Annotated in this window: 20 protein-coding genes and 1 pseudogene; 11 read left to right on the top strand and 10 right to left on the bottom strand. The window is 58.0% G+C overall.

What is annotated here, in order from left to right:
• The first annotated feature begins 17 nt into the window (after nucleotides 1-17).
• Nucleotides 18-1232, top strand: coding sequence for an MFS transporter (locus tag PUZ33_RS22650; RefSeq protein WP_057071203.1), 1215 nt, complete (start codon nucleotides 18-20; stop codon nucleotides 1230-1232).
• The gene (locus PUZ33_RS22645) at nucleotides 1222-2034 is read left to right on the top strand and encodes a Cof-type HAD-IIB family hydrolase (protein WP_274205371.1); all 813 of its coding nucleotides are present in this window, start codon (nucleotides 1222-1224) and stop codon (nucleotides 2032-2034) included. Before PUZ33_RS22650 ends, PUZ33_RS22645 begins: the two co-directional genes overlap by 11 nt.
• 58 nt (nucleotides 2035-2092) lie before the next feature.
• Here the strand turns inward: PUZ33_RS22645 and PUZ33_RS22640 are convergent, their stop codons facing one another.
• Complete coding sequence (locus PUZ33_RS22640; RefSeq protein WP_014831213.1) at nucleotides 2093-3325, bottom strand: MFS transporter; 1233 nt, start codon at nucleotides 3323-3325, stop codon at nucleotides 2093-2095.
• Nucleotides 3326-3492: 167 nt separating this feature from the next.
• On the opposite strand from PUZ33_RS22640, the gene PUZ33_RS22635 reads away from it, so the two are divergent.
• The 3 genes from PUZ33_RS22635 to deoR all read left to right on the top strand — a co-directional run bounded on the left by PUZ33_RS22635 (nucleotide 3493) and on the right by deoR (nucleotide 5663).
• A complete protein-coding gene (locus PUZ33_RS22635; RefSeq protein ID WP_029882876.1) occupies nucleotides 3493-4221 on the top strand; it encodes a phosphatase PAP2 family protein in 729 nt (242 codons plus the stop codon).
• A 7-nt stretch (nucleotides 4222-4228) separates the two neighbouring features.
• Complete coding sequence (ybjG, locus tag PUZ33_RS22630) at nucleotides 4229-4837, top strand: undecaprenyl-diphosphate phosphatase (RefSeq protein WP_020689884.1); 609 nt, start codon at nucleotides 4229-4231, stop codon at nucleotides 4835-4837.
• 67 nt (nucleotides 4838-4904) lie between these two features.
• Nucleotides 4905-5663, top strand: a complete 759-nt coding sequence (gene deoR / locus PUZ33_RS22625; RefSeq protein WP_058681087.1) for a DNA-binding transcriptional repressor DeoR — start codon at nucleotides 4905-4907, stop codon at nucleotides 5661-5663.
• Nucleotides 5664-5729: 66 nt separating this feature from the next.
• Here deoR and dacC read toward each other — a convergent pair whose 3' ends face one another.
• A complete protein-coding gene (gene dacC, locus PUZ33_RS22620; protein ID WP_047362591.1) occupies nucleotides 5730-6935 on the bottom strand; it encodes a serine-type D-Ala-D-Ala carboxypeptidase in 1206 nt (401 codons plus the stop codon).
• Nucleotides 6936-7175: 240 nt separating this feature from the next.
• On the opposite strand from dacC, the gene PUZ33_RS22615 reads away from it, so the two are divergent.
• Nucleotides 7176-7802 (top strand): glutathione S-transferase family protein, encoded by a 627-nt coding sequence (locus PUZ33_RS22615; protein WP_058681086.1) that lies wholly within the window; start codon nucleotides 7176-7178, stop codon nucleotides 7800-7802.
• Here PUZ33_RS22615 and PUZ33_RS22610 read toward each other — a convergent pair whose 3' ends face one another.
• Together PUZ33_RS22610 and bssR are read right to left on the bottom strand one after the other, a co-directional pair.
• On the bottom strand, nucleotides 7803-8921 hold the full coding sequence (locus PUZ33_RS22610; protein ID WP_040020711.1) for a PQQ-dependent sugar dehydrogenase: 1119 nt from the start codon (nucleotides 8919-8921) through the stop codon (nucleotides 7803-7805).
• 106 nt (nucleotides 8922-9027) lie between these two features.
• Nucleotides 9028-9411 (bottom strand): biofilm formation regulator BssR, encoded by a 384-nt coding sequence (gene bssR / locus PUZ33_RS22605; RefSeq protein WP_013097430.1) that lies wholly within the window; start codon nucleotides 9409-9411, stop codon nucleotides 9028-9030.
• Nucleotides 9412-9626: 215 nt separating this feature from the next.
• On the opposite strand from bssR, the gene rimO reads away from it, so the two are divergent.
• The gene (gene rimO, locus PUZ33_RS22600; RefSeq protein WP_013097432.1) at nucleotides 9627-10952 is read left to right on the top strand and encodes a 30S ribosomal protein S12 methylthiotransferase RimO; all 1326 of its coding nucleotides are present in this window, start codon (nucleotides 9627-9629) and stop codon (nucleotides 10950-10952) included.
• Between the two features lie 63 nt (nucleotides 10953-11015).
• On the opposite strand, the gene gsiD is transcribed toward rimO, so the two are convergent.
• The 5 genes and pseudogenes from gsiD to iaaA form a co-directional block, all read right to left on the bottom strand.
• Nucleotides 11016-11927, bottom strand: a complete 912-nt coding sequence (gene gsiD, locus PUZ33_RS22595) for a glutathione ABC transporter permease GsiD (protein WP_029882874.1) — start codon at nucleotides 11925-11927, stop codon at nucleotides 11016-11018.
• A 1-nt stretch (nucleotide 11928) separates the two neighbouring features.
• Nucleotides 11929-12849, bottom strand: coding sequence for a glutathione ABC transporter permease GsiC (gene gsiC / locus PUZ33_RS22590; protein ID WP_020689877.1), 921 nt, complete (start codon nucleotides 12847-12849; stop codon nucleotides 11929-11931).
• Nucleotides 12850-12854: 5 nt separating this feature from the next.
• Entirely contained in the window at nucleotides 12855-14393 is a 1539-nt protein-coding gene (gene gsiB, locus PUZ33_RS22585) for a glutathione ABC transporter substrate-binding protein GsiB (protein ID WP_058681085.1), read from the bottom strand.
• Between the two features lie 23 nt (nucleotides 14394-14416).
• Nucleotides 14417-16288 (bottom strand): glutathione ABC transporter ATP-binding protein GsiA, encoded by a 1872-nt coding sequence (gene gsiA / locus PUZ33_RS22580; protein WP_040020707.1) that lies wholly within the window; start codon nucleotides 16286-16288, stop codon nucleotides 14417-14419.
• A pseudogene (iaaA, locus tag PUZ33_RS22575) lies at nucleotides 16275-17238 on the bottom strand (beta-aspartyl-peptidase). Before iaaA ends, gsiA begins: the two are co-directional and overlap by 14 nt.
• 189 nt (nucleotides 17239-17427) lie before the next feature.
• Here iaaA and moeA point away from each other — a divergent pair.
• Both moeA and moeB read left to right on the top strand, forming a co-directional pair.
• On the top strand, nucleotides 17428-18660 hold the full coding sequence (gene moeA, locus PUZ33_RS22570; RefSeq protein WP_045901364.1) for a molybdopterin molybdotransferase MoeA: 1233 nt from the start codon (nucleotides 17428-17430) through the stop codon (nucleotides 18658-18660).
• Nucleotide 18661: 1 nt separating this feature from the next.
• On the top strand, nucleotides 18662-19414 hold the full coding sequence (moeB, locus tag PUZ33_RS22565; protein ID WP_058681082.1) for a molybdopterin-synthase adenylyltransferase MoeB: 753 nt from the start codon (nucleotides 18662-18664) through the stop codon (nucleotides 19412-19414).
• A gap of 87 nt (nucleotides 19415-19501) precedes the next feature.
• Here the strand turns inward: moeB and fsa are convergent, their stop codons facing one another.
• On the bottom strand, nucleotides 19502-20164 hold the full coding sequence (fsa, locus tag PUZ33_RS22560) for a fructose-6-phosphate aldolase (RefSeq protein WP_029882869.1): 663 nt from the start codon (nucleotides 20162-20164) through the stop codon (nucleotides 19502-19504).
• Nucleotides 20165-20292: 128 nt separating this feature from the next.
• Between fsa and PUZ33_RS22555 the strand changes: the two genes are divergently transcribed.
• Both PUZ33_RS22555 and PUZ33_RS22550 read left to right on the top strand, forming a co-directional pair.
• Complete coding sequence (locus PUZ33_RS22555) at nucleotides 20293-21192, top strand: glycyl-radical enzyme activating protein (protein WP_058681081.1); 900 nt, start codon at nucleotides 20293-20295, stop codon at nucleotides 21190-21192.
• A 4-nt stretch (nucleotides 21193-21196) separates the two neighbouring features.
• On the top strand, nucleotides 21197-23629 hold the full coding sequence (locus PUZ33_RS22550; RefSeq protein WP_058681080.1) for a formate C-acetyltransferase/glycerol dehydratase family glycyl radical enzyme: 2433 nt from the start codon (nucleotides 21197-21199) through the stop codon (nucleotides 23627-23629).
• The last annotated feature ends 133 nt before the right edge of the window (nucleotides 23630-23762 follow it).

Here is a 23762-nt window from a genome sequence, read left to right as displayed (position 1 = left end):
TTCTGGTGCTTATCTCAATGACTCTGACCTCATCCCGTAAGGCCCTGCGGTTGCGCATGTGGGCGCTTTTCATGTTCTTCTTTATTCCGGGTCTGCTGATGGCGTCCTGGGCCACGCGTACCCCGGCAATCCGCGACATTTTGTCGGTCTCCACCGCGGAGATGGGCATCGTGCTGTTTGGCCTGTCGATAGGCTCAATGAGCGGTATTCTCTGCTCGGCGTGGCTGGTGAAGCGCTTTGGTACCCGGGCGGTGATCCGCACCACCATGTGCTGCGCAATACTCGGAATGCTGGTGCTCAGCGTGGCGCTGTGGTATGCCTCGCCGGTCCTGTTTGCCCTGGGTCTGTTGATCTTTGGCGGCAGCTTTGGCGCGGCGGAAGTGGCCATTAACGTTGAAGGGGCTGCGGTCGAGCGCGAGATGAATAAAACCGTGCTGCCAATGATGCATGGCTTTTACAGCCTCGGCACGCTGGCCGGTGCGGGCGTGGGCATGGCGCTGACGGCCTCCGGCGTGAGCGCGAATCTGCATATCCTGCTGGCCGCGCTGATCTCTGTTGTGCCGGTGCTGACCGGTATCCGCGCCATTCCGGACGGCACGGGCAAAAACACCTCTGATGAACACAAAACGGCGGAAAAAGGGCTGCCGTTCTACCGTGATTTCCAGCTGATGCTGATCGGCGTGGTGGTGCTGGCGATGGCGTTTGCCGAAGGCTCCGCCAACGACTGGCTGCCGCTGCTGATGGTGGACGGCCACGGCTTTAGCCCGACCTCTGGCTCGCTGATCTACGCCGGGTTTACGCTGGGGATGACCGTCGGACGCTTTACCGGCGGCTGGTTTATTGACCGCTACAGCCGCGTGGCGGTGGTGCGCGCCAGCGCCCTGCTCGGCGGGCTGGGCATTGCGATGATCATCTTCGTGGATGTGGACTGGATTGCCGGCGTATCGGTGATCCTCTGGGGCCTGGGTGCCTCACTTGGCTTCCCGTTGACCATATCCGCCGCCAGCGATACCGGCCCGGACGCCCCGACGCGCGTCAGCGTGGTGGCAACCACAGGCTATCTGGCCTTCCTGGTCGGGCCGCCGCTGCTGGGCTTCCTGGGTGAGCACTACGGGCTGCGCAGCGCCATGCTGGTGGTATTAGGGTTGGTCATGATTGCGGCGCTGGTGGCGCGCGCCGTGGCGAAGCCGGAAAAAGAACAAACGACACTGGAGAAGGGATATGAGCGTTAAACTGATTGCAGTCGACATGGATGGCACCTTCCTGAGCGACGCGAAAACCTACAATCGCGAACGTTTTCTGGCGCAGTATGCGCGTATGAAGGAGCAAGGTATTCGCTTTGTGGTGGCCAGCGGTAACCAGTATTACCAGCTGATCTCCTTCTTCCCGAAGATTGCGCATGAGATTGCGTTTGTCGCCGAAAACGGCGGCTGGGTGGTCAGCGCCGGAGAAGATGTTTTTAACGGTGAACTGTCGAAAACGCACTTTGACACCGTTGCTACCGTGCTAAACAACGTTCCCGGCATTGAGATTATCGCCTGCGGCAAAAGCAGCGCCTATACGCTCAAAGCCTATGACGATGAGTTCAAAGCTATCGCCGCGAAGTACTATCATCGCCTCGAAATGGTAAGTGATTTCGACAACCTGAACGATATTTTCTTCAAGTTCGGACTCAACGTTTCTAATGATGAAATCCCGCGCATACAGGCCATGCTGCACGAAAAACTCAACGACATTATGGTGCCCGTCACGACCGGCCATGGAAGTATCGATCTGATTATCCCCGGCGTGCATAAAGCCAACGGCCTGCGGATCCTGCAACAGCGCTGGGGCATTGACGACAGCGAGGTGGTGGCTTTCGGTGACAGCGGGAACGATGTGGAGATGCTGCGCCAGTCAGGCTTCAGCTTTGCGATGGCGAATGCCAGACCGCATATTAAAGCAGCGGCCCGCTTTGAAGCGCCGCATAATAACGAGGAAGGCGTACTGGATGTGATTGATAAGGTGCTCAACAGGGAAGCACCGTTTAATTGATTCCGTGCGCTCTGGTGCCCTCACCCTGACCCTCTCCCACCGGGAGAGGGAATAAGAATTATGGCTGCAGGGCGTTCCCGACGCGTTTGTCCTTCAGGAACATCACCATCAGCACAACCCACAGCACGCCGTTGGCGAGGTTAAACAGGCTGAACAGACCGTTGCCGCCGAGCGCATAAGCGTGTTTGCTCACCTCGATCCCGACGGTAAAAATCAGCATCTGCAGCATCCCCATCGCCGCCGAAACGGTGCCTTTGCTCATCTCGCTGGCAAACAGCGTCAGACGCACCAGCCCGGCATTCGCCACGCCAATACCGAAGGCGTAAATACTCAACCCCGCCGTCATCCACAGATAGGCATGAGATGATACCACCGTCGCCACCGCGGCCACGGTAAGGCCCGCCGCAATCGGCCAGCCGCCCATGATGATGAGCGAGCGCACCGTGCGTCGTGATGTCAGACGCGCCAGCACCAGGTTACCGATAATCAGTGCGCCAAAAATCGGCACCTGCAGCAGCCCGTACTCGTAGCTGCTGAGCTGTTCACCGCTGATGATAATGACCGGTGACTGGGCGATCCACGCCAGTAGCGGCAGGCTAACAAAGCCCGTCGCCAGCGCGCCTGCCACAAAGCGGCCGTTTTTCAGCACCGCTTTATAATCCCGTCCCAGCTCTTTCAGCGACAGCGTCTCACCCAGTCGGGTGGCCGTTTCCGGCATTGCGCGGTGCAGGCCAAAGAACGCGATGGCGGCCAGCACGGCGAAGAGCACAAACATGCCTTCCCACGGTGCCACATGCACCCACGCGGCGCCCACCAGCGGCCCCAGCAACGGAGCAATCAGCGCCACGTTCGCCATCAGCGCGGTGATTTTGATACACACCGCCTCCTCAAAGGACTCCTGAATGGCGGCATACCCCACGGCACCGATAAAGCACAGGCTTACCCCCTGCAGGAAACGCAGCAGGGTGAACTGTTCAATGTTTTGCGCCAGCAGCGTGGCGAGACAGGTCACGATAAACCATACCACGCCCGTCAGCATCACCGGACGGCGGCCAATACGATCCGACAGCGGCCCTAACAGCCACTGTAAAAACATGCCGCCAGCCAGATAGGCGGTCATAGAGGTCGGCACCCATTCAATACCTGCGTTGTATTGCGCCACCACGGCCAGCATGCCGGGCTGAATCATATCGTTGCCGATATAGGTAGAGAATTCGTAAAGCACCAGACACAGAGGGAAAAGTAACGCCTGACGACCCAGACGTGTACCCGAAGAAGAACGGTTTAACATGCAATCTCTTTATGATGAAAAAATCGCGATGAGTGTAATGAATTGCCGCTGTCTGAGATAGCAAATTATCCAGAAGAAACAGAAATAAAGCATTTATCGTCGTTGTTTAAGGTTTCCTTAAGTTGACACCAATATGATAGCCATATTTCACGCTGCCAACCAACTCTATGACCCGCATATCCCCTCGTTCAGAATTGTCTAAGTTACAGACAAATAAGACAAAACAACTTTACCGCCTGCCTGTGCGCTTTTATGGTTATCAGCTTTTAGTGCTGATCGCCCTTGCCGTGGTGTTTACCTGGCTTTCTCGTGGCGAAACGCTTGATAAATGGATCACTGGCTTTTGGTATGACGCGGCAACACACCGTTTCCCGCTGCAGAAAAACCCGCTGCTGGATCTGCTGAACCACCGGCTGGCGAAGTACATCGCTATTGCCATGGCGGTGGGTGCGTTGTTTTACGGTGCCTGGAAGCGCAATGCGAGACTGGTCACTGCCGCACTGCTGATGGGGCTTGGCACGCTGGTGGTTGGCGTGCTGAAAAGCCTGAGCCATCACAGTTGCCCGTGGGATCTGGTGGAGTATGGCGGTAAAGCCGTCTCTTACCCCCTGTTCAGTTCCGCTCCGGCAGACAGCGGTCCTGGCCGCTGCTTCCCCGGCGGCCATGCGTCCAGCGGCTTTATGGTGATGGGTCTGTTCTTTGCCTTCTGGCGCGAGCGTCCGCGTCTCGCCTGGAGCTTTGTGGCCTTCGGCGTGGTGTTAGGTCTGGCGATGGGCTTTGGTCAGGTCATGCGCGGGGCGCATTTTTTCTCTCACAACCTGTGGGCTGGGTGGTGGGTCTGGTTTTCCCAGGTAGCGGTCTACGGCCTCGTTTCTGCCTGGTTTGCTAAAGAGTAAAAACGCTATGTTAGAGAATCTGAATTACCAGCTGTTTTATCTGATCAACGCCACCCCGGCCTCGCCTGAGTGGATGATCGATTTGGCCACTTTCCTGGCAAAAGATCTGATCAGTATTGTGCCTGTGCTGGCGGCTATCCTCTGGCTGTGGGGACCGCGCAGCCAGGTCAACGCGCAGCGTCAGCTGGTGATCAAAGTGGCGATGACGCTCGGGGTCAGCGTGCTGGTCAGCTATGTTCTGGGTCTCGCCTTCCCGCACGATCGTCCTTTTGTCGAACACGTCGGCTATACCTTCCTGCACCACGCGCCGGATGATTCGTTCCCAAGCGATCACGGTACGGTGATCTTTGCTTTTGCGCTGGCCTTCCTGTTCTGGCATCGCCTGTGGTCAGGTGCGCTGCTGATGGCCATTGCGGTCGCCATTGCCTGGTCTCGCGTGTATCTGGGCGTACACTGGCCGCTGGATATGGTAGGCGGCTTCCTGGTGGGGCTGATCGGCTGCGTCAGCGCGGCGATCCTGTGGAACCTCTTCGGGCTGGCGCTGTATCGCGGACTCTCGTCTCTCTATCGCACCCTTTTCGCTATCCCGATCCGCAAAGGCTGGATACGTGACTAACCCCGGTATGACAGGTTACACTTGAGCCCCCGCCCTGCGGGGGCTCACTTTTTCATCCTGAGGATCTATGGAAACACGCCGCGATGACCGCATAGCTCAGTTGATACAGGCGCTGAAGCGTAGTGATAAGCTTCATCTTAAGGAAGCCGCTACCCTCCTCGGCGTTTCAGAGATGACCATTCGCCGTGACCTGAACAGCGAGAGCGCGCCCGTCGTGCTGCTGGGCGGCTATATTGTGCTGGAGCCACGTAGCGCCAGTCATTATCTGATCAGCGATCAAAAGACGCGCCTGGTTGAAGAGAAACGCAAAGCCGCCCGTCTGGCGGCCTCTCTGGTGCAACCGCACCAGACGCTGTTTTTTGACTGCGGCACTACCACGCCGTGGATAATCGAAGCCATCGACAGCAGCATCCCCTTTACCGCCGTGTGCTACTCGCTGAACACCTTCCTGGCCCTTCAGGAGAAACCCGAGTGCCGGGTGATCCTCTGCGGCGGTGAGTTCCACGCCAGCAACGCCATTTTTAAACCGCTCAATCTTCAGGACACGCTCAGCAATTTGTGCCCGGATATCGCGTTTTACTCCGCGGCGGGCGTGAGTACCCGTCAGGGGGCGACCTGTTTTAACCTGGAAGAGCTACCGGTAAAACACTGGGCGTTAAGCGCCGCGCAGTACCATGTGCTGGTGGTGGATCACAGCAAGTTCGGCAAGGTGCGTCCGGCACGGATGGGCGAGCTGGTACAGTTCAATGCCATCGTCAGCGATTGCCGCCCGGATGAAGAATACGTGACCTACGCGAAGGCGCAGCAGGTGAAGTTGATGTATTGAGAGGGGTGCGGTCTGATGCCTCACCCCGGCCCTCTCCCACTGGGAGAGGGTGAAAAGCGGGAAGACTTAACTAAACCAGCTGCCAAACCAGCTATGGAATTTCATCATCACGAAGTCCCACATCCGGCTGAAGAAGCCGCCCTCTTCGACCGCTTCCATCACAATCAGCGGACGCTGTTCAATCGACTTACCGTTTAACTGGAAATCAATCGTCCCGACCACCTGGCCTTTTTTCAGCGGCGCGGTGAGCTGCGGATCGGTCAGGGTATAGCTCGCTTTCAGGTTTTTCAGCTGACCACGTGGAATGGTCACCGACCCGGCTTCACCGGCCCCCAGGTTCACCTCACTCTTGTCACCAAACCAGACGCGCTGGCTGACGAACGTGGCATCCGGTTTAATCGGCGTCACGGTTTCAAAGAAGCGGAAGCCCCAGGTCAGCAGTTTTTCTGACTCGTTAAAACGAATACGGTCGGTTTTGGTGCCCAGCACCACCGAGATCAGACGCATGTCACCCTGGGTCGCGGAGGCCACCAGGTTATAACCCGCCCCGGCCGTGGTGCCGGTTTTCATCCCGTCAACGTTGACGTTGCTGCTCCACAGCAGACGGTTGCGGTTCGGCTGGCGGATTTTATTAAAGGTAAACTCTTTCTCTTTGTGGATGGCATATTCGTCCGGCACATCGTGGATGAGCGCCTTGCCGAGCAGCGCCATATCGCGCGCAGTACTGAACTGGCCCGGCGCATCCAGGCCGTGGACGGTTTTAAAGGTGGTATTGGTCAGACCCAGCTTTTGCGCATAGCCGTTCATCAGGCCAATAAACGAATCCTGGCTTCCCGCAACATAATCTGCCAGGGCGATACAGGCATCGTTGCCGGACTGGATAATCACCCCTTTATTCAGATCGGAAACGGAAACCTGATCGCCGGGTTTCAGGAACATGACCGATGACCCGCGCAGCGCCGGGTTACCGGTCGCCCAGGCGTCTTTCCCGATAGTGACTATATCGTCCAGCTTGATCTTACCTGCCTTCAAGGCCTGGCCCACCACGTAGCTGGTCATGATTTTGGTCAAGCTGGCCGGGTCGAGTTTCTCATCCGCATTGCCTTCCGCCAGCACTTTACCGCTGGAGTAATCCATCAGGATCCAGGCACGCGCATCCACCGGCGGCGCTTCGGGCGCAGCCTGTTCAGCCGCATAGAGAGTTGGTGCAAACAGGAAAAGGAGCGCGGAGCCTGCCGCCAGGCTGCGCAGAGAAGTCATTTTTCGCGTCATAAATGCCACCCGAGTGTCCATTCAAAAATTACGTCACATCACCGTGTCGCAAGAAGCGATGAGTAATAGCGCACTAAAACGGTTAATGAAACCCAACGAGGGTAAAGTTATTAAAGTTTATGCAATAACATTCAGATACGCTTTGATTAAGGCGATTTTTTTCTCTTCTGTTGCGTAATTGTTAGGTTTATCTCACCATGGCGAAAAGCTGACTCGGATTCACATCTATCGGGAGTAATTATGATTACGCTGTGGGGCAGGAATAATTCGACCAACGTCAAAAAAGTGCTCTGGACGCTGGAGGAGCTGGATTTACCGTTTAACCAGATAATGGCGGGTTTGCAGTATGGGGTTAATAAAGACGCCGACTACCTGGCGATGAACCCGAACGGCCTGGTGCCGCTGCTGCGCGATGATGAGACGGACGCCACGCTGTGGGAATCCAACACCATTGTCCGCTACCTGGCCGCCCAGTATGGACAAGGCCGTCTGTGGGTAGAAAATCCGGCCCGCCGCGCGCAGGGGGAAAAATGGATGGACTGGGCCAACCAGACGCTCTCCCCCACGCACCGCGTGATCCTGATGGGGCTGGTCAGAACCCCCGAAGCCGAGCGCGACTATCCCGCCATTCATGCGGCGCAGGACGCCTGTGAACATCTGTTTGCGATGATGGACGATGAGCTGGCGAAACACGCCTGGTTCTCGGGTGCGGACTTCGGCGTAGGCGATATTGCCGTTGCGCCATTTGTCTGGAACCTGACCAACCTCGGTCTGACGTGGACGCCGCGCCCTCACCTGGCGCGCTGGCTTAAACAGCTGAGCGAACGCCCGGCCTACCGTAACGTGGTGATGATTCCGGTAAGCTGATCACCTCCCGGACGGGCTGACTTTCAGCAACTGCCCGTCCGTTTCATCGGTCAGAACATACAGATAGCCGTCCGGACCGACGCGCACATCGCGAATGCGCTGTTTCCGGTCGCCCAGGATCCGCCCGTCCTCGGTCACCGTGTTGCCGTTCACGCTCAGCACGATCACGTCCTTCTCCTTCAGCGCCCCGATAAACAGCTTGTTTTTCCACTGCGGGAACACGTCACTGTTATAAAACGCCATTCCGCTCACGGCGGGTGAGACTTTCCAGACAAACAGCGGTTTTTCGGTTCCTTCAACGTGTTCACCTTTCGCCTCAGGAATTTTCAATCCGCTGTAGTTGATACCGTGGGTCGCCAGCGGCCAGCCATAGTTTTTCCCTTTCTCCGGAATGTTAATCTCATCCCCGCCACGCGGGCCGTGTTCATTAAGCCACAGCGTGTCGCTCCACGGGTTCATCGCCATCCCTTGCGGGTTACGAATGCCATAAGACCAGATTTCCGGCCGCGCACCGGCGGTGTTCACAAAGGGGTTATCCGGCGGGACTTTGCCATCCTCCGTCAGGCGCACCACTTTCCCCTGGAGTTTATCCAGATCCTGCGCCGTCGGGCGCTGGTTGTTTTCACCCAGCGCAATAAACAGATAGCCTTTGCCATCAAATACCAGCCTTCCGCCAAAGTGGTGACCGGTGGAGAGTTTCGGCATCTGACGGAACACCACCTGGAACGCCTCAAGGCGGGAAAGATCGTCGCTTAAGCGCCCATAACCCACTGCCGTTCCGGCTTTGCCGTCAGCGCCTGCCTCGGCGTAGCTCAGCCAGACGCGGCGCGAGGTGGCAAAATCCGGCGCCAGCACCACGTCCAGCAGTCCTCCCTGTCCGTTGTCCCAGACTTTGGGCACCCCTGTTATCGGGTCTGACAGCCCTTTCCCGGCCTGCCAGTGTTTCAACTGGCCGCCCTTCAACGTCACGAGCAGCCCTTTGTTATCCGGCAGGAACGCCAGCGACCAGGGGTGTTCGAGTTTGTTCTGCAATACCTCAACCTTAACCGCATCAGGCGCAGCAAGGAGCGAAAACGGAAATAACAACGCAGGCAGGAAAATCAGCGAGGATCGGTGCATAACGCGCTCCTTTATCGGCATATGGCATAAAGATTAGCCACTACGTCCGGGCGCGTTATCACTTTTACAAAAGCTTAATCAGAAGGGGGAGTTGCCTCCCCCGGAATCAGTGCTGTTCAAGCTTCGCGTGCTCGTTCAGACACATGATGCATAGAGAGAGCGTTGTCAGGCAGTTTTCAAGCTTCTCCGCGTTTACAGCGATAAAAGTCGGGCAGTCATGGCGTCCGTTCATCAGACAAACCCCGGCAATCGAGAGCACCTCGGCGGCGCGGCGCAGCGCAATACATTCGCTTTCGGCGTATTCCGCTTTCAGGATGGGTGCTTTTTCACGCATGAAATTGCAAAGTTCAAAGAAATTATCACGCAGATGTTCGCTTTCGCTGACTGACATATACCCTTTCGCCTTCCTCAGCTGCAGATATGCGGCAAGGTCGATTCGGGCGTTGATCAGCTTGTTCAGCAGATCGCGTTTCAGTCTGTCAACGGACATGCTCATTCCTCCTCTGTCAGCCCTGTGCACAGTCAGAATAAGGTTATTTTTTGTACAGTTTAATGCCTGAGATCAATTATTCTTAACTGATTAACATTATTTACAATGTTACAACTTGCGCGGACATCATCTGCACTGCAAAGAGTGTATAAATCCCCCGCGATACGCTGTAAAATCCCGCCCTGATAACTCCATAATTGATGAATTTTTAACCTATGAGCAATGTTACGCACCCGCCGAAAATCGGCTTTGTCTCCCTGGGCTGCCCGAAAAACCTGGTGGATTCTGAACGCATCCTGACCGAACTTCGTACCGAGGGCTACGACGTGGTGCCAAGCTACGACAACGCCGACATGGTGATCGTGAACACCTGCGGGTTTATCGACAGCGCGGTTCAGGAATCCCTGGAAGCCATTGGTGAAGCCCTGACGGAAAACGGCAAAGTGATTGTGACCGGCTGCCTGGGCGCAAAAGAGGACCAGATCCGTGAAGTGCACCCGAAGGTGCTGGAGATCACCGGTCCACACAGCTACGAGCAGGTGCTGGAACATGTTCATCACTACGTACCCAAGCCTAAGCACAACCCGTTCCTGAGCCTGGTGCCGGAACAGGGGGTGAAGCTGACGCCGCGTCACTACGCTTACCTGAAAATTTCCGAAGGCTGCAACCATCGCTGCACCTTCTGCATTATCCCGTCCATGCGTGGCGATCTGGTGAGCCGCCCAATTGGCGAAGTGCTGGCAGAAGCCAAACGTCTGGCCGATGCGGGCGTGAAGGAGCTGCTGGTGATCTCCCAGGATACCTCCGCCTACGGCGTGGATGTGAAGCACCGTTCCGGTTTCCACAACGGCGAGCCGGTGAAAACCAGCATGGTCGGCCTGTGCGAACAGCTCGCTAAACTGGGCATCTGGACGCGTCTGCACTACGTTTACCCTTATCCGCACGTTGACGACGTCATCCCGCTGATGGCCGAAGGCAAAATCCTGCCGTACCTGGATATCCCGCTGCAGCACGCCAGCCCGCGTATCCTGAAGCTGATGAAACGCCCAGGCTCCGTTGACCGCCAGCTGGCGCGCATCAAGCAGTGGCGCGAAATCTGCCCGGATCTGACCCTGCGTTCGACCTTCATCGTTGGCTTCCCGGGTGAAACCGAAGAAGACTTCCAGATGCTGCTCGACTTCCTGAAAGAGGCGCGTCTGGACCGCGTAGGCTGCTTCAAGTACAGCCCGGTTGAAGGCGCAACCGCTAACGAGCTGGCGGATCAGGTGCCGGAAGAGGTAAAAGAAGAGCGCTGGAACCGCTTCATGCAACTGCAACAGCAGATCTCTGCTGAACGTCTGCAGGAGAAAGTGGGCCGCGAAATTATGGTCATCATCGACGAAGTTGACGAAGAAGGCGCGATTGGCCGCAGCATGGCGGATGCCCCTGAAATCGACGGCGCGGTGTACCTGAACGGGGAAACCAACGTCAAGCCGGGCGACATCATTCGCGTGAAAGTGGAAAACGCCGACGAGTATGACCTGTGGGGTAGCCGGGTTTAATCTCGCTGCACCTCATTTTCAGGCCGGGTTAGGCGTAGCCGCCACCCGGCACATTCCACTGCCCTACCCCTTAATCCGCGGATCCAGCGCATCGCGCAGCCCATCCCCCAGCAGGTTGAACGCCAGCACGGTCAGGAAAATCGCCAGACTCGGGAATATCGCCACGTGCGGCGCAATCACCATATCTGCCCTCGCCTCGTTGAGCATCGCGCCCCACTCCGGCGTCGGTGGCTGGGCCCCTAATCCCAGAAACGACAGGCTGGCGGCGGAAATTATCGACACGCCAATACGCATCGTAAAATAGACAACAATCGACGACACCGTACCCGGCAGAATATGGCTGAACAGGATGTTGGCGTCGCTGGCCCCCATACTGCGGGCGGATTCAATAAAGGTCTGCTGCTTCAGTACCAGCGTATTGCCGCGCACCAGGCGGGCAAACGCCGGGATCGAAAAGACCGCGACGGCGATGATGACATTCGCCATGCCGCTGCCCATAATGGCGACAACCGCAATTGCCAGCAAAATGCCGGGGAAGGCAAACAGCACGTCGCAAATGCGCATAATGATCCGGTCCCACCAGCCCTCGTAATACCCTGCCACCAGGCCCAGAACGGTACCGATGACCGCACCGATAAGCACCGCAAACACCCCGGCGGCGAGCGATATCTGCGCGCCCATCAGCACGCGGCTAAAAATATCGCGTCCCAGAGAGTCCACGCCGAACCAGTGCATCATCGACGGTCCGTCATTCAGGCGGTCGTAATCAAAGTAGTTTTCCGCATCATACGGTGCCACCCACGGCGCAATGGCCGCCACCACAATCAGCAGCAGTACAAACAGCCCCGCCGTCATGGCAACAGGCTGGCGACGAAAGCGCCGCCAGAATTCAAACCATGGGGTGCGGATATGGTCCGGCTTCAGCCCCGGCATAGCGTTTACAATGGCCTGACGACGCCAGTTCAACAATCGCATCTTACTTATACCTGATGGCCGGATTAATGGCGGCGTACAGCACATCCACCACTAAATTGATAAGAATAAATTCCAGCGAGAAGAGCAGAACTTCCGCCTGAATGACCGGATAGTCGCGCATCTCGACCGAATCCACCAGCAGGCGCCCCAGCCCCGGCCAGTTGAAGACCTTTTCCACCACGATAGAGCCCCCCAGCAAGAAGCCGAACTGCAGCCCCATCATGGTCACTACCGGGATCATCGCGTTACGAAAACCGTGCTTGAGGATGACCCACTTCTCGCTCACCCCTTTCGCCCGTGCGGTACGGATGTAATCTTCACTCAACACGTCAACGAACGACGCGCGTGTGAAGCGCGCCATCACCGCGGAGACGGCCGCGCCCAGCGTCATGGACGGCAGGATGTAGTGCTTCCAGGTATCGGCCCCGACGGTGGGCAACCAGCCCAGCTCCACGGAGAAAATCTGCATCAGGAGCATCCCCAGCGCAAAGGCAGGGAAAGAGATCCCGGTCACCGCCAGCGCCATGCCGAGCTTGTCCGGCCAGCGGTTGCGCCAGACGGCAGCGACAATCCCGGCGCCAAGCCCAAACACCACCGCCCAGCACATGCTGGCAATCGTTAACCAGAACGTAGGCATAAAGCGGCTGGCAATCTCTTCCGATACCGGGCGACGCGACACCATCGAGATACCAAAATCGCCCTGCAGCACGTTGCAAATATAATGGAGAAACTGCATGTACAGAGGCTGGTCGAGACCAAGCTGTTTGCGCACCAGTTCAATGACGGTGGCATCCGCTTCTGGCCCGGCCACCAGACGCGCCGGATCGCCCGGCAGCAGATGGACAAACAAAAACACCAGTACCGCCACAATCAGCAGCGTCGGGATAAGCCCCAGCAGGCGTTTACAAACATAATTGAGCATGAGTGTTATTTTAAATCCGCATCGTCAAAGCTAAAGCCCGTATCCGGCATGATGTAAAACCCGGTCAACGCTTTGTTATGCGCCGAAACCAGTTTTTCCACCACCAGCGGTACCCACGGCGACTCTTTCCAGATGATATCCTGTGCGTCTTTGTAGAGGCGCGCTTTCTCATCCGGTTTGGTGGTTTTCAGCGCATCGGCAAGATCTTTATCCACCTGTGGGTTGCTGTAGAATGCCGTGTTGAACAGGGTCGGCGGCCAGTTCTGTGAGGCGAACAGCGGCGACAGCGCCCAGTCTGCCTCACCGGTAGAGGCCGACCAGCCGGTGTAGAACATCCGCACGCCGCTCTCTTTCTGCCCTTTCCCTTCCACTTCTGCTGCACGCTGCCCGACATCCATCGCGGTGACCTGCACCTTAATACCGACCTGCGCCAGCTGCTGCTGGGTAAACTGCAGCACCTTCTGCGCGGTACTGTGATTATGGGATGACCACAGCGTGGTGCTAAAGCCGTTCGGGAAGCCCGCCTCTTTTAACAGTTCACGGGCTTTCGCCGGATCGTATGGCCACGGCTGATAGCTTTGCGCATAGGCAATAGCCGGTGGCAGCACGCCGGTGGCCGGGGTGGCGAAGCCCGCGAAGGCCACTTTTACCAGCGCCTGACGGTTAATCGCGTAATTGATGGCCTCGCGCACTTTGGGATTATCAAACGGTTTTTGCGTCACGTTCATGCTGATGTAACGCTGCATAATCGACGGACTGGCCACCAGCTCCAGCTTGCTGTTCTTCTGCAGGATCGCCGCCTGCTCGTACGGGATCGGGAAGGCAAACTGCGCTTCGCCGGTTTGCAGCATCGCCGCGCGGGTGTTGTTATCCACCACCGGACGCCAGGTGATGGTGTCGAGCTTCGGCAGCCCCTGCTGCCAGTAGCCGGCGAATTTCTTCACCTTTACAAAGTCCGTCTGGTTCCAGGTAACCAGCTCATACGGGCCGGTACCGACCGGATGGAACCCAATCTCTTTCCCGTATTTTTTCAGGGCCGCAGGTGAGATCATCGCCGTCGCCGGATGCGCCAGAATATTAATAAAGGCCGAGAACGGCTCTTTCAGGGTAATTTTTACCGTTGTCGGATCGACGGCCTCGGTGCTGGCAATATTTTTATAGAGGTTGTAGCGCTTGAGGCTGTTTTCCGGGTTGCTGGCGCGGTCGAGGTTAACCTTCACCGCCTCCGCGTTGAAATCGGTGCCATCCTGGAACTTCACGCCGGTTCTGAGCTTAATGGTATAGACCAGCCCATCATCCGAGACGGTGTACCCCTCTGCCAGCACATTTTTCAGCTTCATCTCTCTGTCCAGGCCAAACAGCCCCTGGTAGAACGACTTGGCGACCGCCTGCGACAGCGTATCGTTGGCGTCATAGGGATCAAGGGTGGTGAAATTGGAGCCGACGGCAACCACCACATCTTTGGCAGCGAACGCGGGAGAGGCGGCCAGGGCTGCCGTCACGCTCGCGGCTAACAGCCATGTACGAGCAACAAATTTAACCATTGTGTTCTCCTGCCTGTTGTACGTTATAACCGCGAAAATGCATTGTCCTGACGCGGAGGGGCAACAAAATGTCCGGGGCCCACTTCACGCAGCGTGACCCGCTCCATGACCTCACCCCGTTTACGAATATTGCTCGGCATCTCATCCTGCAACAGCACGCGCTGCCCGTGACGGTGTTCGGGATCGGCAACCGGTACTGCAGACATCAGCTTACGGGTGTACGGGTGCTGCGGGTTCTCAAACACCGCCCGCCGCGGACCAATCTCGACGATTTGCCCCAGATACATCACCGCCACGCGATGGCTGATGCGCTCCACCACCGCCATGTCATGGGAAATAAAGAGAAAGGCAATCCCCAGATCCCGCTGTAAGTCGAGCAATAAATTGATGATTTGCGCGCGGATAGAGACATCCAGCGCCGAGACAGATTCGTCTGCGATCACCACTTTTGGGTTCAGGGCCAGCGCGCGGGCAATACAGATACGCTGTCGCTGGCCGCCGGAAAACTCATGCGGGTAACGCCAGGCATGTTCCGGCTTCAGACCCACGCGTTCCAGCAGCCACGCCACCCGACGCTGTGCGGCTTCGCCGTCGAGCAGGTTATGTACCCGCAGCGGCTCCATAATCGAATACCCCACCGTATGGCGCGGGTCCAGAGACGCATACGGATCCTGAAAAATAAACTGGATATTCCGCCTCACCGCCTGAAGCTTACTGTCAGGAAGGGTGTCGATACGTTCGCCGTTAAAGGTAATGCTCCCTTCCTGCGACTCCACCAGCCGAAGTAACGCGCGTCCGGTGGTGGATTTGCCGCAGCCCGACTCCCCCACCAGCGCCAGCGTTTCGCCTGGCCATAAATCAAAACTGACATTTTCAACCGCGTGCACTTCACGCTTTACGCGGTTGAAAATGCCGCTGCGCAGAGGAAAACGGGTCACCAGATCCCGCACCTCCAGAATGGGCTTGCCGGGGACCACGGTGTCCTGCTCGGTTTCCTCTTCCTGGCGGCCCGCCGCCTCAAGGGAAATCAGCGGGAAACGGCGCGGAAGATCGCTGCCGTTCATCGCCCCCAGACGCGGAACCGCCGCCAGCAGCGCTTTGGTGTAAGGATGGGCGGGCGCATGGAAAATCTGCTCTACCGTGCCGGTTTCTACCGCCCTGCCCTGGTGCATCACCAGCACGCGATCGGCAATATCCGCGACCACGCCCATATCGTGGGTGATAAACATCACCCCCATCTCCATCTCCTGCTGCAGCACTTTGATAAGCTGCAGGATCTGCGCCTGAATGGTGACATCCAGCGCCGTCGTCGGCTCGTCCGCAATCAATACCGCCGGACGGCACGAGAGCGCCATGGCAATCATCACCCGCTGACGCATCCCGCCGGAGAGCTGATGCGGATAGCGGCCGAGTATGGACTGCGACTCCGGGATACGTACCAGCTCCAGCATCCGTTTGGCTTCCAGAAGGGCTTCATCGCCGCTCAGCCCCTGATGCAGGCGGATGGATTCGGCAATTTGCTCTCCAACCGGGAAGACCGGGTTCAGCGAGGTCATCGGCTCCTGGAAGATCATCGCGATATCCGCCCCGCGCACGCCCTGCATCTGTGCTGCGCTCAGCTCGTTTAAATCAATGACCTGACGATTGCGACGGCGCAGAAGCATCTTCTCGCTGCTGATTTGCCCGCCCGTCTGTTCCAGCAGGCGCATCAGCGCCAGCGCGGTGACCGATTTCCCGGAGCCGGACTCACCCACAATCGCCAGCGTTTCGCCGCGGTTGAGTGAGAACGATAAATTCTCTACTGCGGGGATGAACTGCCGCTCCTCCTGAAACGCAATATTCAGCTGATGGACAGCCAGCACTTCGCGGTTATCCAGCTCTTCACTGTGCGGCACGCGTTGCCCCCTTATTCACGATAGATCCCGGTGCTGGGTTCATCACCGGCATAGCCCCAGGCGCGGTACATCCCTTCGCTGTTGAACGGCAGGGCTACGTTACCCTCACGGTCCACCGCAATGAGTCCACCCTCACCGCCCAGCGCGGGCAACTTTTCCATTACCACACGCTCGCAGGCTTCACTCAGGCTGAGCCCGCCGTAATCCATCAGGGCGGTAATGTCGTATGCGGCGAGCGCACGAATAAACACTTCGCCGGTCCCGGTGCAGGAGACCGCCGCCGTGGCGTTATTGGCATAGCACCCGGCGCCCGGCAGCGGACTGTCGCCAACCCGGCCCGGTAGCTTGTTGGTCATACCGCCGGTTGAGGTGGCCGCCGCCAGATTACCGGCCTTGTCGAGCGCCACTGCGCCAACCGTGCCCATTTTGGTGGTTTCATTGAGCGGTGCGGAGTGGTCCAGCTGGGTCATGCCCGCCGTACGGGCTGCCAGCAGCTGCTGGTAGCGCTCGTCAGTGGAAAAAAGATCCGGCGATACCCGCTCCATCCCGTGTGCGAAGGCAAAGTTCTCCGCCCCAACGCCCGTCAGTAGCACATGAGGACTCTCTTCCATCACCAGTCGCGCCGCCAGAATCGGGTTGCGTAGATGGCTCACGCCCGCCACGGCCCCTGCTTTCAGGGTGACGCCATCCATCACGCAGGCATCCAGCTCGTGCGTCTCGTCACGCGTATACACGGAACCTATCCCCGCATTGAACAGCGGACATTCTTCCAGCAGACGCACCGCTTCGGTCACCACATCCAGCGCGCTTTCGCCCGCCTCCAGCATTCGCTGGCCCGTTTCGACAATGGCGTAGAGCGCATCAATGTAGCGCTTCTCCTGCTCAGGACTGAGCTGTGCACGGGTAATAGCCCCGGCGCCGCCATGAATTGCGATTACCGCATTAACCATTTCGCCTCACCTGTCAGCCTGCATGGCGGCTTTTTCTATAAATATCATTATCGTTGATGATTCTTCAGATAATTTTTGAATATAGAAAGACGCAACTGCGATGTAAAGGGTACTCATGGTGGGTCATACAGTTAGCCGCACTTTTCTGCCATAATGAGCGCTTTCGTTGTTACTGTGCTGGAGCCCACCATGGATTTTACCGCCGGACTGATGCCGCTTGAGACGGCACTCACGCAGATGCTTGACCGACTTTCCCCGCTGCACGACGTAGAGACGCTGCCGCTGGCGCGCTGTTTTGGTCGTATTGCCGCACGCGACATCATTTCCCCGCTTAACGTGCCGGGGTTTGATAACTCAGCGATGGACGGTTACGCGGTACGCCTGGCGGATCTCCAGACGGGTCAGGCGCTGCCTGTCGCAGGAAAAGCCTTCGCCGGTCAACCGTTTGACGGAGAATGGCCTGTGGGCACTTGCGTGCGCATCATGACCGGCGCGCCGGTTCCTGCAGGCTGCGATGCGGTAGTGATGCAGGAAGAGACCGAACAGACCGCTGACGGCGTGCGCTTTACCGCCAGCGTCAAAGCAGGCCAGAACATCCGCCGCACCGGCGAAGATATTGCTCTTGGCGCAACGGTATTCGCTGCGGGGCAGAAGCTGACGGTGGGCGAACTGCCGGTGCTGGCCTCGCTTGGTATCGCGGACATTGAGGTGATCCGTCAGGTGCGCGTCGCGCTCTTTTCTACCGGTGACGAATTGCAGCTTCCGGGCCAGCCGCTGCAGGACGGGCAGATTTACGACACCAACCGTCTGGCGGTACACCTGATGCTGGAACAGTTGGGCTGTGAAGTGATCAACCTTGGCATTATTCCTGATGACCCGGAAAAACTGCGCGCCGCCTTTATTGAGGCAGACAACGCGGCCGACGTGGTGATCAGCTCCGGCGGTGTTTCGGTGGGTGAGGCGGATTACACCAAAACCATCCTGGAAGAGCTGGGTGAAATCGCCTTCTGGAAGCTGGCCATCAAGCCGGGCAAACCGTTCGCTTTTGGCAAGCTTAAGCACAGCTGGTTCTGCGGCCTGCCGGGTAACCCGGTCTCTGCCGCCCTGACCTTCTACCAGCTGGTGATCCCGCTGCTGGCGAAGCTTTCGGGCAACCGTGCCAGTCCGTTGCCGGTACGCCAGCGCGTGCGTGCCGCTACGCGCCTTAAGAAATCCCCCGGTCGTCTTGATTTCCAGCGCGGTATTCTGACACGCAACGCGGAGGGCGAGCTGGAGGTGAGCACCACCGGCCATCAGGGCTCGCACATTTTCAGCTCCTTCAGCCAGGGCAACTGCTTTATCGTGCTGGAGCGCGAGCGTGGCAATGTGGAAGCAGGCGAATGGGTTGAGGTGGAGCGCTTTAACCACCTGTTCGGAGGCTGAGATGGCGGCGGAACTGAGCGATGAAGAGATGATGCGCTATAACCGCCAGATTGTCCTGCGCGGTTTTGATTTTGAAGGCCAGGAAGCGCTCAAGGCGGCCAGCGTACTGGTCGTCGGCCTGGGCGGTCTGGGCTGCGCCGCCGCGCAATACCTCGCCGCGGCGGGTGTGGGCAAGATGACGCTGCTGGACTTTGATACCGTGTCGGTGTCCAATCTGCAGCGCCAGACGCTGCACAGCGATGCGACACTCGGCCAGCCGAAGGTGGACTCTGCCCGCGCAGCGTTAACGCGCATCAACCCCCACGTTCAGTTCACTCCGATTAACGCGATGCTGGATGACGAGGCGTTATACGCGCAAATCGCAAAGCACGATCTGGTGCTGGACTGTACTGATAACGTTGCCATCCGCAACCAGCTAAACGCCGGCTGTTTTACCCACAAAACGCCGCTGGTTTCTGGCGCGGCAATCCGCATGGAAGGACAGATCAGCGTCTTTACCTATGCTGAAGGCGAACCGTGTTATCGCTGTCTGAGCCGCCTGTTTGGTGAGAATGCGCTCACCTGCGTCGAGGCGGGCGTAATGGCGCCGTTAGTCGGGGTGATCGGGTCACTGCAGGCGATGGAAGCGATCAAAGTGCTGACCCGTTACGGTACGCCAGCGGCGGGGAAAATTGTGATGTATGACGCAATGACCTGCCAGTTCCGCGAGATGAAGCTGATGCGTAATCCGGGGTGTGAGGTGTGCAGCCAGTAAAAAAAGTCGGGTGGCGGCTTCGCCTTACCCGACCTACAACAGCGCGAACGTAGGCCGGGTAAGCGCCAGCGCCACCCGGCAACAGCGTCAGAGAGCCGTCCGTCCAAACGCCCCCTGCCAGTCCTGCTCAAACTTCACGATCGCCGCATCCACCGCCGGAGAGGTAATAAACTGCTGCGCCACGTCCAGCGGCAGCGTGATGGACTCACAGCCGGCCAGCAGGCAATCCAGCGCCTGACGCGGAGTTTTGAAGCTCGCCGCCAGCACTTTTGATTGCGGGGCATGCAGCGTCAGCAACTGCTGTAATTCCACAACGGTCTGGATCCCGTCTCCGCCCTGCGCATCCACGCGGTTAACGTAAGGCGCGACATACTCTGCCCCCGCCAGCGCGGACAACATCCCCTGTGCGGCACCATATACCGCGGTCCCCAGCGTCGGGATCCCTTCTGCTTTCAGCATTTTGATCGCCGCCAGCCCTTCCGCCGTCACCGGCACTTTCACCACCAGGTCGTTAATGATGGCACGCAGCTTACGCGCATCGTCCACCATGCCTTCGGCGGTCGTGGCCATCACCTGCGCGAACAGACGGCCTTTGCCACCCAGCGCGTCGTGCAGTTCTGGCAGCAGAACCTCAAGCGGCGTTTTGCCTGCCGCCACAATGCTGGGGTTGGTGGTTACGCCCGCCAGCGGGAAGATACGTGCGAGCTTTTTCACTGCCGCAACGTCAGAAGTGTCGAGATAAAGTTCCATGATGTCGCCCTCAATTTTAGCCTGCACTTACCCTATCACGACAAAACCTGCTCAGGAGTTGACCTGCATCAAGATAACTTTCATTCGAAAGTAATTTAATCTTCATATGCAAGATGAGAGGCAAAATCATGATCTTCAATATTCAGCGTTACTCTACCCACGATGGCCCCGGGATCCGTACCGTGGTGTTCCTGAAAGGCTGCTCGCTGGGCTGTCGCTGGTGCCAGAACCCGGAAAGCCGGGCCCGCACGCGGGACGTGCTGTTTGATGCACGTCTTTGCCTGGACGGCTGCGATCTGTGCCAGCAGGCGGCACCGGGCTGTATCGAACGTGCGCTGAACGGGCTGGTCATCCACCGTGAGAAACTAGACGAACAGACGCTTAACGCCCTTACCGACTGCTGCCCGACACAGGCGCTCACCGTATGTGGTGAAGAACGTCAGGTGGAGGAGATCATGGCGACCGTCCTGCGCGATAAGCCGTTTTACGACCGCAGCGGCGGCGGAATCACCCTCTCCGGCGGCGAGCCGTTTATGAACCCCGATCTGGCACTGGCGCTGTTTAAAGCCAGCCATGAACAGGGTATTCATACCGCCGTCGAAACCTGCCTTCACGTGCCGTGGCACTATATCGCGCCTTCACTACCGTATGTCGATCTGTTCCTCGCCGACCTGAAGCATGTGGATGCAGAGGTGTTCAAACAGTGGACGGACGGCTCGGCAAAACGCATCCTGGACAACCTGAAACGCCTGGCGGCGGCCGGGAAAAAAATCATCATTCGCGTGCCGCTGATCCCGGGCTTTAACGCCGATGAAGCCTCTGTTACCGCCATTACCAATTTCGCCGCCGACGAACTGAACGTTCGCGACATTCACTTTCTGCCGTATCACACGCTGGGCATGAACAAATACACCCTGCTCGGCCAACCTTACACTGCCCCTGACAAACCGCTGGATAACCCTGCGCTACTGGACTTTGCACAGCAGTATGCCTGCCAGAAAGGGTTAACCGCGACCTTACGAGGATAAAACGATGACTACCCTGAATCTCAACACCCTCAGCGAGCGCATTAAAGCGCACAAAATGGCCCTGGTGCATATCGTGAAGCCGCCGGTCTGTACCGAGCGCGCGCAGCACTACACGGAAATGTACCAGCAGCATATGGATAAACCGATCCCGGTGCGTCGCGCGCTGGCGCTGGCGCATCATCTCGCGCAGCGCACCATCTGGATCAAACACGATGAGCTGATCGTCGGTAACCAGGCAAGCGAAGTGCGCGCCGCGCCGATCTTCCCGGAATATACCGTCTCCTGGATTGAGAAAGAGATTGACGATCTGGCGGACCGTCCCGGCGCGGGCTTTGCGGTCAGCGAAGAGAATAAGCGCGTTCTGCATGAGATCTGCCCGTGGTGGCGCGGCCAGACGGTACAGGATCGCTGTTACGGCATGTTCACCGACGAGCAGAAAAGCCTGCTGGAAACCGGCATTATCAAAGCCGAAGGCAACATGACCTCCGGCGATGCCCACCTGGCGGTGAACTTCCCGCTGGTGCTGGAAAAAGGGCTCGACGGCCTGCGTGCTAAAGTGGCCGAGCGCCGCTCGCGCATCAACCTGACGGTGATGGACGACCTGCACGGCGATCAGTTCCTGAAAGCGATAGATATCGTGCTGGAGGCGGTAAGTCTGCATATCGAACGTTTTGCAGCCCTGGCGCGTGAAATGGCAGCTACCGAATCCCGCGTCAGCCGCCGCGACGAGCTGCTGGCGATAGCGGAAAACTGTGACGCGATTGCCCATGAACCGCCAAAAACCTTCTGGCAGGCGCTGCAGCTGTGCTACTTCATTCAGCTTATCCTGCAGATTGAGTCCAACGGCCACTCCGTGTCGTTCGCCCGCATGGATCAATATCTCTACCCGTACTACCGTCGCGACGTAGAGCTGAACCAGAGCCTTGACCGCGAGCACGCCATCGAGCTTCTGCACAGCTGCTGGCTGAAGCTGCTGGAAGTGAACAAGATCCGCTCCGGCTCGCACTCCAAAGCCTCCGCAGGCAGCCCGCTGTACCAGAACGTCACCATCGGCGGTCAGAAGCTGGTCAACGGTGAGCCAATGGACGCCGTCAACCCGCTCTCTTACGCGATTCTGGAGTCCTGCGGTCGTCTGCGCTCCACCCAGCCAAACCTGAGCGTGCGTTATCACGCAGGGATGAGCAACGACTTCCTCGACGCCTGCGTGCAGGTGATCCGCTGCGGCTTCGGCATGCCAGCGTTCAACAACGATGAAATCGTGATCCCGGAATTCATCAAGCTCGGCGTAGAAAAAGAAGATGCGTACGACTATGCCGCCATCGGCTGCATCGAAACCGCCGTTGGCGGCAAATGGGGCTACCGCTGCACCGGCATGAGCTTTATTAACTTCGCCCGCGTGATGCTCGCCGCGCTGGAAGGCGGCCGCGACGCCACCAGTGGGAAAGTGTTCCTGCCGCAGGAGAAAGCGCTCTCTGCCGGTAACTTCAGCAATTTCGACGAGGTGATGACGGCCTGGGATACCCAGATCCGCTATTACACCCGTAAATCCATCGAGATTGAGTATGTCGTGGACACCATGCTGGAAGAGAATGTCCACGATATCCTCTGCTCGGCGCTGGTGGATGACTGTATCGAGCGGGCGAAAAGCATCAAGCAGGGCGGCGCGAAGTATGACTGGGTCTCCGGCCTGCAGGTGGGGATTGCCAACCTCGGTAACAGCCTGGCGGCGGTGAAGAAACTGGTGTTCGAGCAGGGCGTCATCGGTCAGCAGCAGCTGGCGGCGGCGCTGGCGGATGACTTCGACGGGCTGACGCACGAGCAGCTGCGTCAGCGTCTTATCAACGGTGCGCCGAAGTACGGCAACGATGACGACAGTGTGGACATGCTGCTGACCCGTGCTTATCAGACCTACATTGACGAGCTGAAGCAGTATCACAACCCGCGTTACGGCCGTGGCCCCATTGGCGGTAACTACTACGCGGGCACATCCTCCATCTCCGCAAACGTGCCGTTTGGTGCAGCGACAATGGCGACTCCGGACGGACGCAAAGCGCACACCCCGCTGGCGGAAGGCGCCAGTCCGGCCTCCGGTACCGATCACCTCGGTCCAACGGCGGTAATCGGCTCCGTGGGTAAATTGCCGACCGAAGCGATTCTTGGCGGCGTGCTGTTAAACCAGAAGCTGAACCCGTCAACGCTGGAAAACGACAGCGACCGTCAAAAGCTGATGGTGCTGCTGCGTACCTTCTTCGAGGTGCATAAAGGCTGGCATATTCAGTACAACATCGTTTCACGCGAAACGCTGCTAGACGCGAAGAAACACCCGGACCAGTATCGTGACCTGGTGGTACGCGTCGCAGGCTACTCGGCGTTCTTCACCGCCCTGTCGCCGGATGCACAGGACGATATCATTGCGCGTACGGAGCATACGCTGTAAAAAAACGCCCGGTGGCGCTGCGCTTACCGGGCCTACAATTATCCCCGTAGATACTGTTATGCCACGCAAGCATTTTTCTCGTGCAGTGTGGCATCGAACGGGCGTCCTGATTTCAGGACGCCATACGCCACCT

The sequence above is a fragment of the Enterobacter cloacae complex sp. 2022EL-00981 genome, from assembly GCF_028737495.1.
Taxonomy (GTDB): Bacteria; Pseudomonadota; Gammaproteobacteria; order Enterobacterales; family Enterobacteriaceae; genus Enterobacter; species Enterobacter cloacae.
The sequence above is the reverse complement of the archived record's forward strand: the minus strand, read 5'-3'. Positions and strand labels throughout refer to the sequence as shown.

Bases quoted from the DNA above. Each gene is read 5' to 3' on its own strand.
- PUZ33_RS22650 (WP_057071203.1), top strand. From the start codon at position 18: ATGACTCTGACCTCATCCCGTAAGGCCCTGCGGTTGCGCATGTGGGCG.
- PUZ33_RS22645 (WP_274205371.1), top strand. From the start codon at position 1,222: ATGAGCGTTAAACTGATTGCAGTCGACATGGATGGCACCTTCCTGAGC.
- PUZ33_RS22640 (WP_014831213.1), bottom strand. From the start codon at position 3,325: ATGTTAAACCGTTCTTCTTCGGGTACACGTCTGGGTCGTCAGGCGTTA.
- PUZ33_RS22635 (WP_029882876.1), top strand. From the start codon at position 3,493: ATGACCCGCATATCCCCTCGTTCAGAATTGTCTAAGTTACAGACAAAT.
- ybjG (WP_020689884.1), top strand. From the start codon at position 4,229: ATGTTAGAGAATCTGAATTACCAGCTGTTTTATCTGATCAACGCCACC.
- deoR (WP_058681087.1), top strand. From the start codon at position 4,905: ATGGAAACACGCCGCGATGACCGCATAGCTCAGTTGATACAGGCGCTG.
- dacC (WP_047362591.1), bottom strand. From the start codon at position 6,935: ATGACGCGAAAAATGACTTCTCTGCGCAGCCTGGCGGCAGGCTCCGCG.
- PUZ33_RS22615 (WP_058681086.1), top strand. From the start codon at position 7,176: ATGATTACGCTGTGGGGCAGGAATAATTCGACCAACGTCAAAAAAGTG.
- PUZ33_RS22610 (WP_040020711.1), bottom strand. From the start codon at position 8,921: ATGCACCGATCCTCGCTGATTTTCCTGCCTGCGTTGTTATTTCCGTTT.
- bssR (WP_013097430.1), bottom strand. From the start codon at position 9,411: ATGTCCGTTGACAGACTGAAACGCGATCTGCTGAACAAGCTGATCAAC.
- rimO (WP_013097432.1), top strand. From the start codon at position 9,627: ATGAGCAATGTTACGCACCCGCCGAAAATCGGCTTTGTCTCCCTGGGC.
- gsiD (WP_029882874.1), bottom strand. From the start codon at position 11,927: ATGCGATTGTTGAACTGGCGTCGTCAGGCCATTGTAAACGCTATGCCG.
- gsiC (WP_020689877.1), bottom strand. From the start codon at position 12,849: ATGCTCAATTATGTTTGTAAACGCCTGCTGGGGCTTATCCCGACGCTG.
- gsiB (WP_058681085.1), bottom strand. From the start codon at position 14,393: ATGGTTAAATTTGTTGCTCGTACATGGCTGTTAGCCGCGAGCGTGACG.
- moeA (WP_045901364.1), top strand. From the start codon at position 17,428: ATGGATTTTACCGCCGGACTGATGCCGCTTGAGACGGCACTCACGCAG.
- moeB (WP_058681082.1), top strand. From the start codon at position 18,662: ATGGCGGCGGAACTGAGCGATGAAGAGATGATGCGCTATAACCGCCAG.
- fsa (WP_029882869.1), bottom strand. From the start codon at position 20,164: ATGGAACTTTATCTCGACACTTCTGACGTTGCGGCAGTGAAAAAGCTC.
- PUZ33_RS22555 (WP_058681081.1), top strand. From the start codon at position 20,293: ATGATCTTCAATATTCAGCGTTACTCTACCCACGATGGCCCCGGGATC.
- PUZ33_RS22550 (WP_058681080.1), top strand. From the start codon at position 21,197: ATGACTACCCTGAATCTCAACACCCTCAGCGAGCGCATTAAAGCGCAC.